General features: G+C 54.1%; 12 protein-coding genes and 1 riboswitch. Of the genes, 7 read left to right on the top strand and 5 right to left on the bottom strand.

Annotated features, from left to right (window positions below; all coding sequences use genetic code 11):
• Positions 1–218 precede the first annotated feature (218 nt).
• From CWR52_RS20075 to CWR52_RS20065, 3 genes are read left to right on the top strand one after another with little or no spacing between them, the layout of a single operon-like run.
• Positions 219–1,496: a nucleoside permease gene (locus CWR52_RS20075; RefSeq protein WP_045908640.1), complete on the top strand. Its 1,278-nt coding sequence runs from the start codon at positions 219–221 to the stop codon at positions 1,494–1,496.
• Complete coding sequence (locus CWR52_RS20070) at positions 1,493–2,497, top strand: ADP-ribosylglycohydrolase family protein (protein WP_104950535.1); 1,005 nt, start codon at positions 1,493–1,495, stop codon at positions 2,495–2,497. The genes CWR52_RS20075 and CWR52_RS20070 overlap by 4 nt, the downstream gene beginning before the upstream one ends.
• Positions 2,494–3,447: a PfkB family carbohydrate kinase gene (locus tag CWR52_RS20065; RefSeq protein ID WP_104950534.1), complete on the top strand. Its 954-nt coding sequence runs from the start codon at positions 2,494–2,496 to the stop codon at positions 3,445–3,447. Before CWR52_RS20070 ends, CWR52_RS20065 begins: the two co-directional genes overlap by 4 nt.
• Here CWR52_RS20065 and CWR52_RS20060 read toward each other — a convergent pair.
• From CWR52_RS20060 to thiM, 3 genes are read right to left on the bottom strand one after another with little or no spacing between them, the layout of a single operon-like run.
• Complete coding sequence (locus CWR52_RS20060) at positions 3,421–4,167, bottom strand: GntR family transcriptional regulator (RefSeq protein WP_104950533.1); 747 nt, start codon at positions 4,165–4,167, stop codon at positions 3,421–3,423. The genes CWR52_RS20065 and CWR52_RS20060 overlap by 27 nt on opposite strands.
• Positions 4,168–4,209: 42 nt before the next feature.
• Complete coding sequence (gene thiD / locus CWR52_RS20055) at positions 4,210–5,010, bottom strand: bifunctional hydroxymethylpyrimidine kinase/phosphomethylpyrimidine kinase (RefSeq protein ID WP_104950532.1); 801 nt, start codon at positions 5,008–5,010, stop codon at positions 4,210–4,212.
• On the bottom strand, positions 5,007–5,777 hold the full coding sequence (gene thiM / locus CWR52_RS20050; RefSeq protein ID WP_104950531.1) for a hydroxyethylthiazole kinase: 771 nt from the start codon (positions 5,775–5,777) through the stop codon (positions 5,007–5,009). The genes thiD and thiM overlap by 4 nt, the downstream gene beginning before the upstream one ends.
• Positions 5,778–5,812: 35 nt before the next feature.
• Positions 5,813–5,910, bottom strand: a riboswitch (TPP riboswitch).
• A 767-nt stretch (positions 5,911–6,677) separates the two neighbouring features.
• On the opposite strand from thiM, the gene CWR52_RS23530 reads away from it, so the two are divergent.
• Both CWR52_RS23530 and CWR52_RS20040 read left to right on the top strand, forming a co-directional pair.
• A complete protein-coding gene (locus CWR52_RS23530; RefSeq protein ID WP_282558158.1) occupies positions 6,678–7,643 on the top strand; it encodes a YadA C-terminal domain-containing protein in 966 nt (321 codons plus the stop codon).
• A gap of 159 nt (positions 7,644–7,802) precedes the next feature.
• A complete protein-coding gene (locus CWR52_RS20040) occupies positions 7,803–8,273 on the top strand; it encodes a hypothetical protein (protein ID WP_104950530.1) in 471 nt (156 codons plus the stop codon).
• Between the two features lie 49 nt (positions 8,274–8,322).
• On the opposite strand, the gene CWR52_RS20035 is transcribed toward CWR52_RS20040, so the two are convergent.
• Positions 8,323–9,756, bottom strand: coding sequence for a glycoside hydrolase family 32 protein (locus tag CWR52_RS20035; protein WP_104950529.1), 1,434 nt, complete (start codon positions 9,754–9,756; stop codon positions 8,323–8,325).
• Positions 9,757–9,771: 15 nt separating this feature from the next.
• Complete coding sequence (locus CWR52_RS20030; RefSeq protein WP_104950528.1) at positions 9,772–11,013, bottom strand: MFS transporter; 1,242 nt, start codon at positions 11,011–11,013, stop codon at positions 9,772–9,774.
• Positions 11,014–11,251: 238 nt separating this feature from the next.
• Here CWR52_RS20030 and CWR52_RS20025 point away from each other — a divergent pair, with 238 nt between their 5' ends.
• A complete protein-coding gene (locus CWR52_RS20025) occupies positions 11,252–12,259 on the top strand; it encodes a LacI family DNA-binding transcriptional regulator (protein WP_104950527.1) in 1,008 nt (335 codons plus the stop codon).
• A gap of 333 nt (positions 12,260–12,592) precedes the next feature.
• Entirely contained in the window at positions 12,593–13,969 is a 1,377-nt protein-coding gene (locus tag CWR52_RS20020; protein ID WP_014884533.1) for a diaminobutyrate--2-oxoglutarate transaminase, read from the top strand.
• Positions 13,970–13,973: the final 4 nt, after the last annotated feature.

Here is a 13,973-nt window from a genome sequence, read left to right as displayed (position 1 = left end):
TGTGTGTTTATCCAGTCCCATTATTTATGGGCAGACTAAGCCTGGTACCGACTTAACAGATTTTCCACCTTTTGCATTTTTTTTCAGCACAATCTGCTGGCTCGATTCGTGTACAACAAAACTGTTACATTGATCAAACAATCGCCACAAAGGTATTTAAAAGGTATTATAGAATGGTATGTTAAAGGCGTACCCTCTCTGACATGCAGGATTAAAAAATGAAAACGAAAGTCCAACTGTCATTCATGATGTTTGTTGAATGGTTTATCTGGGGCGCGTGGTTTGTGCCGCTGTGGCTGTGGCTGAGCAAAAGCGGTTTTACCGCCGGGGAAATCGGCTGGTCTTATGCCTGTACCGCCATTGCCGCTATCCTCTCCCCCATTCTGGTCGGATCGCTGACGGACCGCTTCTTCGCCGCGCAGAAAGTACTGGCGGTGCTGATGTTTGCCGGCGCGATTCTGATGTACTTCGCCGCACAGCAAACCCAGTTCAGCACCTTCTTCCCGCTGCTGCTGGTTTACTCCCTGACCTATATGCCCACCATCGCGCTGACCAACAGTATTGCCTTCGCGAACGTGGATGACGTCGAGGCCGATTTCCCGCGTATCCGCGTGATGGGCACTATCGGCTGGATCGCCTCCGGGCTGGCGTGCGGCTTCCTGCCGCAGATGCTGGGCTATAGCGATATTTCCGATACCAATATTCCGCTGCTGATGACCGCAGCCAGCTCCGCCCTGCTCGGCGTGTTTGCCCTCTTCCTGCCGAACACACCGCCGAAAAGTACCGGCAAGCTGGACTTCAAAGTAATGCTGGGGCTGGACGCGCTGATCCTGCTGCGCGACAAAAATTTCCTCGTGTTCTTCTTCTGCTCGTTTCTGTTCGCCATGCCACTGGCCTTCTATTACATCTTCGCCAACGGCTATCTCACCGAAGTGGGAATGAAAAACGCCACCGGCTGGATGACGCTCGGCCAGTTCTCTGAAATCTTCTTTATGCTGGCGCTGCCGTTCTTTACCAAACGCTTTGGTATTAAGAAGGTCTTACTGCTGGGTCTGATCACGGCCGCCATCCGCTACGGGTTCTTCGTTTACGGCGGTGCGGAACAGTACTTCACCTACGCCCTGCTGTTCCTCGGCATTCTGCTGCACGGCGTGAGCTACGACTTCTACTACGTTACCGCGTACATCTACGTGGATAAAAAAGCGCCGGTGCACATGCGTACCGCCGCGCAAGGCCTGATTACGCTGTGCTGCCAGGGCTTTGGTAGCCTGCTGGGTTACCGCCTGGGCGGCGTGATGATGGAAAAAATGTTCGCATATAAAGAGCCGGTGAATGGGCTGACCTTCAACTGGGCCGGAATGTGGGCATTTGGCGCAATCATGATTGCCGTGATTGCCGTGCTGTTTATGCTGTTTTTCCGCGAATCGGACAAAGAGATCACTGCTATTGAGGTGGTTGATGGCGATACCGCGCTGACACAAGGGGAAGTTAAATGAAACAAGAACGTGTTCTCGGTGCCCTTTACGGGCAGGCGTTAGGGGATGCGATGGGCATGCCGTCGGAGCTGTGGCCGAGAAAGCGCGTCAAAGCGCACTTCGGCTGGATCGACCGCTTTTTACCCGGCCCGGCAGAAAATAACGCGGCCTGCTATTTCGGGCAGGCAGAGTTCACCGACGATACCTCAATGGCGCTGTGCCTCGCCGATGCGATCATTGAGTGCGACGGGGAGATTAACGCAGACGTTATCGGCAAGCATATCCTGAACTGGGCGCTGGATTTCGACGCGTTCAACAAGAATGTGCTCGGCCCGACCTCAAAAATCGCGCTTAATGCGATTCGTGACGGGAAACCGGTCAGCGAACTGGAAAACAACGGCGTGACGAACGGGGCGGCGATGCGCGCCTCCCCGCTGGGCTGCCTGCTCCCGGCGACGCGGCTGGAACACTTTGTTGAACAGGTGGCGCTGGCCTCCAGCCCGACCCATAAATCGGACCTCGCCATTGCCGGCGCGGTGGTGATTGCCTGGGCGGTTTCCCGCGCCATCGACGGCGAAAGCTGGCAGAACATCGTTGATGCCCTGCCGGGGATCGCCCGCTATGCGCAGGAGATGAAAACCACCACCTTCAGCGCGTCGCTGGCGGCGCGTATTGAGCTGGCGGTTAAGACCGTGCGGGAAGCCAACGGTATTGACTCCGCCAGCGAGCAGGTTTATCAGCTGATTGGCGCGGGAACCAGCACAATCGAGTCCGTTCCGGCGGCCATTGCGATGGTGGAACTGGCGGGAACCGACCCGAACCGCTGCGCCATTTTATGCGCCAATCTGGGCGGCGATACCGACACCATTGGCGCGATGGCGACGGCCATCTGCGGTGCGCTCCACGGCGTGCAGGCGATTGACCCGGCGCTCAAAGCCGAACTCGATGCCGTCAACCAGCTCAACTTCGGCCATTATTGCGAGAAACTGCTGCACTTCAGGGAGCAAAGGGAGGGCGTATGAATGCATTTGCCCAACGTCTCGACAATCTGCACGCCACGCGCCCGGTGACGGTGTTGGGCGCAGCGGTGATTGACGTCATCGCCGACGCCTACGCCCTGCCCTGGCGCGGGTGCGATATCGAGCTCAAACAGCAGGGCGTGAATATCGGCGGCTGCGCGCTGAACATTGCCATCGCCCTGAAACGGCTCGGCATTACGGCGCAAAACGCTTTACCCGTCGGGCACGGCGTGTGGGCGGACATCATTCGCAACGCCATGGCGAAGCAGGATCTGCACAGCGCCGTGGAGGCCGATACGGGCGATAACGGCTGGTGCCTGGCGCTGGTGGAGCCTGACGGAGAACGCACCTTTATGTCCTTTAGCGGCGTGGAGAACCAGTGGCAGCAGCGCTGGCTTGATGTGCTTAATATCCCGTCGAACAGCCTGGTCTATTTGTCCGGCTATCAGTTGGCCTCACCGTGCGGTGAACTGCTGACAGGCTGGCTGGAGGGATTACAGGACGTGACGGCCTTTATCGATTTCGGCCCACGCATCGCGGATGTTCCTGATGCGCTGATGGAGAGAATCATGGCCTGCAGGCCAATCGTGTCGCTCAATCGTCAGGAAGCGGGGCTCGCGGCTGAAAGACTGAGTATGGAGGCTGAAAACCTCGGTGCGGATTGGCAGCAGCGCTTCGGCACCGCGCTGATTGTGCGTCATGATAAAGACGGCGCCGCGTGGTATGACGGTAATACCTCGGGCATTGTTCCGGCGTTTCCGGCTACGGTTGTGGACACCATTGGCGCTGGCGACAGCCACGCGGGCGGCACGCTTGCCGGGCTGGCGGCGGGATGGTCACTGGCAGACGCCGTTCTGCTGGGGAATGCCGTGGCGTCCTGGGTAGTCAGCCACCGCGGCGGGGACTGCGCCCCAACTCGCGACGAATTACTCCTCGCACACAAAGACGTATAGATCGCTACGACAGTAGCTGATGCTGTACTCAATCGGCCGGTGCTGCTGGTCAAGCGCAACCTGCTTGATCACCAGCACCGGTATTTTTTCATCCATCTTAATGTGCGCCTGAAACTCGCTGTCCGGCATGCGGGCGCTCACCCTTGAGCGGGTGCGCTGCGGGAAGATATTCTGGCTGCGGAAGTAGTCGTAGAGCGAAATGCCAATCGCATCCGGGTCGGGAATTAACCCGACCGGGACCCAGGACTCTTCAATCGACACCGCATCGTCATCCACATAGCGAATGCGCTTGAGCAAAAAGACCTCGCTGTCCGGGGAGATCGACAGATGGTTCGCCACCTCTTCCGGGCATTTCACCACTCGCTTGTTAACCCAGAGCGTATTTGGCGTTTGGCCGCGCAGCACCACCTGCTGTGAGAAGCCGCGCGCCTCTTTCAGCGAATATTCGAAGATATTGTTGATTTGCGTCCCGTAGCCACGGACGCGCGTCACCACGCCCTCTTCCTCCAGCGCCTGCATCGCTTTACGCACGGTGATGCGCGACACGCCGGTTAACTGGCTCAGATCGCGCTCGCCGGGCAAAATATTCCCGTGCTCCAGCACCCCGCTGCGCACCGCATTTTTTACCGTTTCGGCAAACTTCAGGTACAGCGGCGTGTTATCGGGCGCGGCGATCCGTTCATTCAGTTGAGCGATTAACCGGGTATGCGCTTGTTCCATCTCTGTTTTCTCAGGCGTGGTGTTTCCTGCCAGTATACTGGCTTACCACCATGCATGAAAATGATGAACCGGCCCAATACCGTGACCGACTTCCAGAGTATCGGCTTTTGCCAGCGCCGCCGAGAGCCAGATTTTCGCCTCGCGCACCGTATCGGCCCAGCTGTCATGCCGTGGACGCAGCGCCGCCAGCGCGGCCGAAAGCGTACAGCCCGTACCGTGGGTGTTTTTGGTCTGCACGCGCGGCGCGGTAAAACGTACTTCGCCATCGCGGGTAAAGAGCCAGTCCGGACTTTCGGCATCATCCAGGTGCCCGCCTTTCATCAGTACCGCGCCGCAGCCCATTGCCAGCAGCGCGTTTCCCTGCGCTTTCATCTCGCGTTCCGTTTGCGCTTGCGATGTGCCTAACAGCGCGGCGGCTTCCGGCAGATTGGGCGTGATCAGCGCTACCTGCGGCAACAGCTTATTGCGCAGCGTCTCGACGGCGGAAGCGGAGAGCAGCGGGTCACCGCTTTTTGCCAGCATGACGGTATCCAGCACCACATTTTGCACCTGATAGCGTTTAAGCCGCTCAGCCACCGCTTCAACGATATCCGTCTCAGCCAGCATGCCGATTTTAGTGGTATCAATGCGCACGTCGCTGAATACCGAATCCAACTGCGCGGCGACAAAATCAGGCTCGATACGGTAGACCGACTGCACGCCACGCGTGTTTTGCGCCACCAGCGCGGTAATGACCGAGCAGCCGTACGCGCCAAGGGCCGAGAAGGTTTTCAGGTCAGCCTGGATCCCCGCGCCGCCGCTGGGATCGGTGCCTGCAATGGTCAGGGCGTTAATCCGCTTCATGCCTGCTCCTCCAGCGTGTAGAGCGCGTCGAGGAACGCGCTGGCAAAACTGCCCGGGCCACGCGACTGCGCAGCGGCGACCGTTCCGGCTCGTTTCAGCCATCCGCAGGCGGCAGCGATGTTATCCAGCCGGTCACCCGGCAGCGAGCAGCTTGCCGCCACAACGGCAGAAAGTGCGCATCCGGTTCCCACTACGCGCGTCATCAGCGGATCGCCGCCCGTAACCGTGCGGGTGCGTTGCCCGTCAGTGATGTAATCCACCTCACCGGTGACGACCACAACGGCATGGGTCTGGCGAGCCAGCGCCTGGGCAGCAGGCACCGCGCTGGCGGCGGTATCGGTCGTATCAACGCCACGCCCGCCGGCGCTCATCCCGGCAAGAGCAAGGATTTCAGAGGCATTGCCGCGAATGGCGGCCGGTTTCAGGGCAAGAATTTGATGGCAAAAGCGGGTGCGGAACGTCAGGGCGCCGACGGCAACCGGGTCCAGCGTCCAGGGCTTGCCTGCCGCCACCGTGCTTTCAATGGCACGACGCATCGCCTGGGCGCGCGGCGAGGTCAGCGTGCCAACGTTAATCAGCAGCGCATCGGCTACCGCGGCAAACTGTTCAGCCTCTTCGGCCTCAATCACCATCGCGGGTGATGCGCCAAGCGCCAACAAAACGTTGGCCGTAAAGGTCTGTACGACATCGTTGGTCATACAGTGGGTTAACGGAGAACAGGTTCGGAAGTGGTGTAAAACGTGTAAATCGAGCAGGTCAGGCTGCATGGGTTCGCTCCTGCCTTGCGTGAAGAAGCGATGACCGGGAAGGCATCTGACTTCCCTACGCTGGCATTATCCAGATCAGGTAATACGGGTATTTCTCAGCCTTCAACGAAGAAGGGCACCCCGAGTCATTTGGTAAGCATTAGCTTACTTTTTGCCAGATTAGGGGAAGTTGCTTGCTGACGCAAGCACGCCCTTCGGATGTTGATTCTTCATGCAAGGCAGGGGCGAAAGCAAAGGTCAGCAGCGCTGAATTTAAATTCTTCAGAATCAACTGAAACGCTCAAGAGGAGTAATATTACACAATCACGTTACAAGCAGAGCAAAACCCACCTTAATTATGTGGCCATTATACCCCTATTCCCGACTTCCCATTTCGTATAACAATCCTTTTACTTAATTATATAAAATTATGCCTATATACATTTCGCTTGAATTTTCAACATAAATATTTTTAGTAAAAAACTACAGGATTTTTGTCAGGCTCAACATTACTTTCATTCAAAGCATAAGAAGGGTTCAATAGCAAAACAGAGAGATATATACATTAACTTACATTAACTATTTCGCATATTTCGTACCTTTTTCGCCCTCTATACTTTAGATAGCTTAATGTATTTTTATTTCACACCTGTCACACAGCCAAATCAACTAAAAACCTATCCTATTGATTAAGTTAATGAAATTATATTTTTTCCCAAAAAACAAAATTAGCTATTAATGCGATACATGATTTAGATCAATAATCATAATTGCACATTCGCAGATAGTTACTACACGTTACGAAATAAGTTATCAAATCAAATTTCCCAGATTATCCAGATATAACAAGAGGTTGTATCTTCCTGCCAGGATAGCACTCTAACTTTAATTTTTTCTTGCATTGATGATGAGAGTTTTCAAATGAAATCTTTAAGTAAATCAGCTATCGTTTTTTTTGTATTTGGTGCTTTCTTTGCCTCGACCGTTAAAGCTGCCCCTGCTGCTTACGATCAATCATGGGGAGAGAGCGTAGAAACAACCGCTGATAGTGCAAAAAATCAAGCGTTATATGCTACTGATAAAGCTATTGATGCTCAGAATCAGGCTGCTCAAAATAGTCAGGATATTACCATCATTGAAGGTGGTTTAATGAATCTTGATACTACCGTGACTAACAATCAAAATGATATTGCTCAATTAAAGGGTAATGCGCAACAAACTTTTAATGAAATCAACGATATCAATAATAAGAACGATCAGCAGGATCAGGAAATTAATCAGCTCTCCGGCGGTATACAGCAAAACTATCAAAATATTCAGGGTTTAACCGATCGTCTGAATAACCTTCCTACGCCTAAAGATGGTGTAGATGGTAAGGATGGCAAAGACGGCGTTAACGGCAAAGATGGAGCTACAGGTGCAACGGGGGCTACCGGAGCGCAAGGTGTACAGGGCTTAGCTGGTGCTGCGGGTAAAGATGGCGCTAACGGCAAAGATGGTAGTAATGGTAAGAACGGTTCAGACGGTGTTACAACCACAATCACGAAAGTAGAAGTAGATCAGGCAACACAAAAGGCTGTAGCAGGTTTACAGCAACAGCAAGCTAAACAGGCTAATGCTTTCAAATCACTGAAAGATACCGTTGATAGTAATCATAAACAGGCTAATGCTGGTATTAGTGGCGCTATGGCTATGGCGGGGCTTCCTCAAGTGCAAACTAATCAGCGTGTAATGTTCTCTGCTGGCGGTGCTACATACAACGGTGAAAGCGCATTAGCTGTAGGTGGCTCTGTTAACTTTAACTCTCATGTAGTCGGTAAAGTGAGCTTCTCTGATGACACAGCAAATAATATGGGGGCTTCAGTCGGCGTGGGGATTGGCTTTTAATAAATAACCAGTATGACAAAATACATTGTTATCTCTGTAATAGTGTACCTGATGCTTATTATCGTTGGCGCATGGTTAGGTATTATGTATCAGGCTTATTATATTTGCGGCCATTAAACCTTCTTCTATAGAATATATTTCACCAAAGGTATCATCGTAATGATAAAGTTACTCTTAGCGGTATTAATAGCTGGTGCTGCCATCCTGCTTTCTGCGTGTACTTCAACTGCTCAGCGCATGGCCGAATGTGAGCGCCAGGGCATTAGCAAAGATACCTGCTACCTGGCTGAGCAAAATCGCCAGAATGCTTATAATGAAGCCGCACAAAATGCAGCATGGGCGAACGCGCGTGATGCCGCATCGGGAACGGGTATCTGGGCTAAAAAAGACGCGAAACAACATGCTCAGGCGGCCAAAGCGGTACACGCCTTTAAATGGGGAGGAATGAAGATCACAATTAAAGGCGAGATCCTGGATGTCGATGGCGTATTGGGCGCGCTGGATGAAAATGAGCCTCAGGCAAAAGTTTATTCACAAGGGCTATACACCTTCATTTACTATCCTGCTAAAGGCAAATTAGCGGTGAGTAAAGAAGGAAAGTTTGAAGGCTACGCAACAAAGATTAAATAGAAAACAGAGGCGACACCTGTCGCCTTTTTAATTTTCAGGCCTTAACGTATTACTCTAGCTGCCACGCCCCGGCCTCAATAAGCGATGCGGTTCCCGTCCAGGCAAACATTGCCAGTTCGCGCGCCCCTTCATCAGGATAAATGCGGCTGCTCAGGCACGCCTCCCCTTCATTGACAAACACTTCCACTGACGAGCTGTCAACGAACAGGCGCAGGCTTAGCGTGTCGTTCAGGTTCAGCGCGACGCTTCGGGTACCGCACAGGCCATACTGTGGATAGTGACGCTCCAGCACCAGGCGCTGCATCTGGGCATCAACATAGAGGCGTAGCCCGTCGCCGAGACGAATGCCGTATTGCTCCGCGCTGCTGTTCGTGCATTCCCATTGCAGAATGACCTCCATCGCATCGCAGCTTTCCACCTGAACGATCTGCTGATTGTTGAGCGTGCTCACCGGCCAGGGGAACCACGCTCCCCGCAAGCTTTCCACTTCTCTGGCTGGCCGCATCTGCAGGCGGTTATCCGCACTCAGCGTCAGCTCGCGCGGTAAAGAAAGCATACCCGCCCAGCCATCCTCCTGTTCCGGCAGCGGGGATTCCCACATGTCCAGCCAGCCGATGACGATGCGTCGGCCATCCGGCGTCAGGAAACTTTGCGGCGCATAGAAATCATGCCCGCGATCCATCTCCACAAATTCCCCTTCAGGCACGAAAGGTTGTCCGGGCTGCCATTCACCTACCAGATAGCCGCTCTGGAAAAGATTGCGATGTTTAAATCCGTCTGCGGTGAGTCCCTGAGGCGAAAACATCAGCACGCGTTTCCCACCGAGAGTGAAGAAGTCCGGGCATTCCCACATATAACCCATCTCTTTTTCAGCCACCGCGAGCACGCCCCTTTCCTGCCACTCGCGCAGATCCGCAGACCGGTACGCACGCACCTGGCCCGTATCACCCTCTCGCGCGCCAACGACCATGTACCACCACTCCCCTTCACGCCATACTTTCGGATCGCGGAAGTGATGCAGTCCAGCCGGTGTGTCAATGACGGTCCCATGCCGGACAAAGTGGATGCCGTCACGGCTGGTTGCCAGGCACTGAACCTGGTAGAGATTAGCTTCATCGCCAGGATCGCCGTGGAATTTGTGGCCGGTGTAGATCAGCGCCAGCGTGTCGCCATCCACCACGGCTGAGCCAGAAAAACAGCCGTCCTTGTCGTCTGGTCCTTCCGGTGCCAGCGCAACCGGGAGGTGCTCCCAGTGAACTAAATCTTTGCTGCGCGCATGGCCCCAGTGCATCGGACCCCATTGGGTCGAATAGGGATGATGTTGATAAAAGGCGTGATACCAGCCGTCAAACCAGACCAGGCCATTCGGGTCGTTCATCCAGCCAGCACGCGCAGCGAGGTGGTAACGGGGATACCAGCGCAGGTTGAGCCCTTCGCGTCTGGACTGAATTTCCTGTTCTGCTTTCGTAATGGAATACGTCATTTCTCTACTCTTTGATCAGATGGTGGAAGGTTGCGGCATAAGCGGGTCAGAAGAGGACTTACCCGAGCGCAACAGGAAGATGGAGATAAACGTGGTGCTGAAGACCAGTAGCCCCATGATGAGATAGGACTGGGCAAAGCCGTATTTCTCATAGCTGTAACCTGCCAGCGGCGACAGCACCGAGGCAATCACCGAGCTTGTACAGGCAAAGCCCACCAGATAGAGGGTGGAAGAGAGTCGCTTATCAAAATGCAGGCTGTTGTATTTGAAGATGGAGACCAGCAAAACGGGCAGCTCAACCGCATGCAATAGCTTGGTAATGGAGATCAATACCGGCCCCTCAACCAGACCCGATGCCACCATACGCATCGCCATCACCATTCCGGCGAAAATCAGGCCGTTTTTCGCACCGAGGCGATTCACCAGCCACGGGGCGCAAAACATGCCCGCCGCCTCCAGGAAAACCTGGAAGGAGTTGAGATAGCCATACATGGCGTTTCCTTCCTGCAGCGTCGGAAACTGTGAGGAGAAAAAGACCGGGAACTGCTGGTCATAAACGCCATAAATACAGGTTCCGATGACGAAAAACACCAGCGCCCAGAAGCGCGGCAGCGTCAGCAGGCGCAATGCATCCTCCAGCGTGACCTTACCGCCGGATACCGCTTCCTGCATGGCGTGCGGGGCGGAAGAGACCCTGAGGCGCGCCAGCAACACAAAAAACACCAGCCCGGCGCAGCTCGCCACCGCGAAGTTCAGCTTCGGATTAATGTTAAACAGGAGCCCCGCAAAAAAGGTTGCCGCCGCCCAGCCCAGCGATCCCCACATCCTCGCCCTGCCAAACTCGAACTGGCTCTGGCGGGCCACGCGCTCGGTGTAGGACTCCAGAACCCCTATTCCGCCGTTAAACGTCAGCCCGATATAAACCCCGCCGAAAATACTGCCGAGTAATACGTTAATTTGCAGCAGATAACCAAACAGCAGGAAGGCCGGACCGGAAAGAATGAGCAGACTGGTCAGAAACCAGAGCAGGTTTTTGCGCAGACCGAGCTTGTCCTGAATAAATCCGTAGCAGATTTGAGCAAAAAGCGCGGAGACGGAAAGCACGGCATAGATAACGCCGGTATCCCCCGCTTTTAAGCCCACTTCCTGATGAAGCCAGATGGAGAGTAACGAGCCGGAAGATGACCAGGTGACAAAAAAGAAAAACAGTAATGCGCTCAGTAAAGGGTAGCTGTGAGAGCGATGCGTTTTCATCATGACATTCTCATATTGGAGTAATGACACAATGGTAACGTTAACATAATTTCTTTCTCATGCTGTTTGGTGAAGATTTAAGATGTTAATCACGAAAGTTAACGTTAACATTAAGAGAGTGAGATCGCGATCAAATATTCATCACTGAGGTAAGCCTGACCTGGCCTGTGCATCAGCCTTCCTTTTACATCAGCGACTTAGTTGTATACCCTTTCACACAGAGCATTAACGGAGTAAAAAAATGGCTTCCCTGAAGGACGTCGCAAAGCTGGCTAACGTATCGCTGATGACGGTCTCCCGTGCGCTGAACAGCCCGGAGCGCCTTAAGCCGGAAACGCTGGCGCGCGTTCAGCGGGCTATTGAGCAGACCAGCTACGTGCCCGATCTTTCCGCCAAGAAAATTCGCGGCGCGCATGCCTCGCCTAAAACCATAGGCGTACTGGCGCTCGATACGGTGACGACGCCTTTCTCGGTGGAGATCACGCTGTCGATTGAAGAGACGGCCAGAATGCACGGCTGGAACAGCTTCGTGATGAATATGTTTACCGATGACAACCCGGACGCCATTGTCGACCTTCTCCTTTCTCATCGGCCTGACGGGATTATCTACACCACCATGGGGTTACGTCAGGTTCCTCTTCCGGCCAAATTACTCACCCTTCCCTGCGTGCTGGCCAACTGCGAAAGTGACGGCGAAAAGGTCGCCAGCTATATTCCCGATGATGAACAGGGGCAATATACCGCCGTGCGGGCGTTACTCGCGGAGGGTTATCGACGCCCTCTCTGCCTGCATTTGCCTGAGGGGCATCTGGCCACAACCCGACGTCGTCAGGGGCTGGAACGTGCATGCCGTGAAGCGGGGCTCGATCCGGACGGCCTGGCGCACAGCTATATGGCGTTCGGAGACGAGCACTATCGTGATATCCCGTCAGTGTTGCTGGCGCACGTGCAGAATGGCATTCCCCGGTTCGACTCCGTTATCTGCGGCAACGACCGTATCGCGTTTATGGTGTACCAGACGCTGCTGGCGCAAGGGCTTCGCATACCGGAAGATGTCGCCGTTATCGGCTATGACAATATGGTGGGCATTGGGGAGTTGTTCCTGCCTCCTCTCTCGACGGTTCAACTGCCGCACTATGAAATTGGTCGCCTGAGCGCCCTGCATATTATTAACGGTGAAGAACATCAGGAAACCACGCGCGTAGAAAGTCCTTTTTTACCGCGTGATTCCGTTGCGCATGCAACGTAACCGCCGTTTTTTGCCCAAGACGCAGAAACGGGAAGCGTCCCCCTCCTTTTATGCCGTGCGATGGCACGATTTGTCACACTCTTTTCTGTGACTTTACACACCGGGTAAACGGCCTGTAACGCGCTGTTTTTATTTGGCATAAAATGCAATTTTCATTTTAAAAATGGGGATATTTCCTCGTTACAGCCCCGTGTCACAAAACAGTAAACAAATTAACCATTGAGCCCCGTGGCAAAAGGCTCTATATTGGCGGCGTTTTTTTCAGGCCCCCATCTGTTTTTTAACTTTTTATTCAATCGTGGCTCATAACGAAGCGGCGGTTGTAGGAGTGATATGATGACGGATAAAGTCCGTATTGACACCGTAGATGCCCACAAAAGCAACGAAACCTATCTGGCCCGTCAGGCCGAGTTTGAATCTAACGTCAGGAGTTATCCGCGCAAACTGCCTTTAGCCATCACTAAAGCAGAAGGCGTGTGGATCACCGATGCAGATAATAAAGAATACCTTGACTGTTTAGCAGGCGCAGGGACCCTTGCGCTTGGCCATAACCATCCTGATGTGCTGAAAAGCATCCAAAATGTCATTACCAGCGGCTTGCCGTTACATACTCTGGATCTGACGACGCCTCTGAAAGACGCGTTTTCCGAATACCTGCTCTCTCTGCTGCCTGGTCAGGGCAAAGAGTACTGCCTGCAGTTCACCGGTCCATCCGGTGCTGACGCCGTTGAAGCGGCGCTGAAGCTGGCGAAAAAAGTGACCGGTCGTAGCGGTATCATCAGCTTCTCTGGTGGTTACCACGGTATGACCCACGGCGCACTGTCCGTGACCGGTAACCTGTCTCCGAAAGAAGCGGTTGACGGTATGATGCCAGAAGTCCAGTTCATGCCTTACCCGCACGAATACCGCTGCCCGCTGGGTATCGGTGGTGAAGCGGGCGTGAAAGCGCTGACGTACTACTTCGATAACCTGATCAACGACGTTGAAAGCGGCGTGCGCAAGCCTGCTGCGGTGATCCTGGAAGCGGTTCAGGGCGAAGGCGGCGTGAACCCGGCTCCGGCTGAGTGGCTGCAGCGCATCCGTAAAGTAACTCAGGAACACGGCATTCTGCTGATCCTCGACGAAGTTCAGGCTGGCTTTGCACGTACCGGTAAATTCTTCGCCTTCGAACACGCTGGCATTGAGCCAGACATCATCGTGATGTCTAAAGCCGTCGGTGGCGGTCTGCCGCTGGCCGTACTCGGTATCAAAAAGCAGTTCGATGCATGGGCACCAGGTCACCACACCGGTACCTTCCGCGGCAACCAGCTGGCAATGGCAACCGGTCTGACGACGCTGAAAATCCTGAAAGACCAGAACATCGCAGGCAAAGTGGCTGCACAGGGCGAATGGCTGAAAGGCCAGCTGAAAGAGATGGCGAAACGTTATCCGGTTATCGGTCACGTTCGCGGTCTGGGCATGATGATCGGTATTGAGATCGTTAAGCCGCACGAAGCCGCTGACCACATGGGCTGCTTCCCGGGCGACGGCGAGCTGTCTGCACTGATTCAGAAGAAGTGCTTCGAAGCCGGTCTGATTCTGGAGCGCGGTGGTCGTAACGGTATCGTTCTGCGTCTGCTGCCTTCTCTGCTGATCAGCGATGAAGAGCTGAAGATCTTCCTGGATAAATTTGAGCAGGCACTGCTTGCTGCGGGCGTTCGCCCGGCGTAACCGG

Origin of the sequence: Enterobacter sp. SGAir0187 (assembly GCF_002952735.2) — a bacterium.
In the GTDB taxonomy this organism is placed as follows: Bacteria; Pseudomonadota; Gammaproteobacteria; order Enterobacterales; family Enterobacteriaceae; genus Enterobacter; species Enterobacter quasiroggenkampii.
The sequence above is the reverse complement of the archived record's forward strand: the minus strand, read 5'-3'. Positions and strand labels throughout refer to the sequence as shown.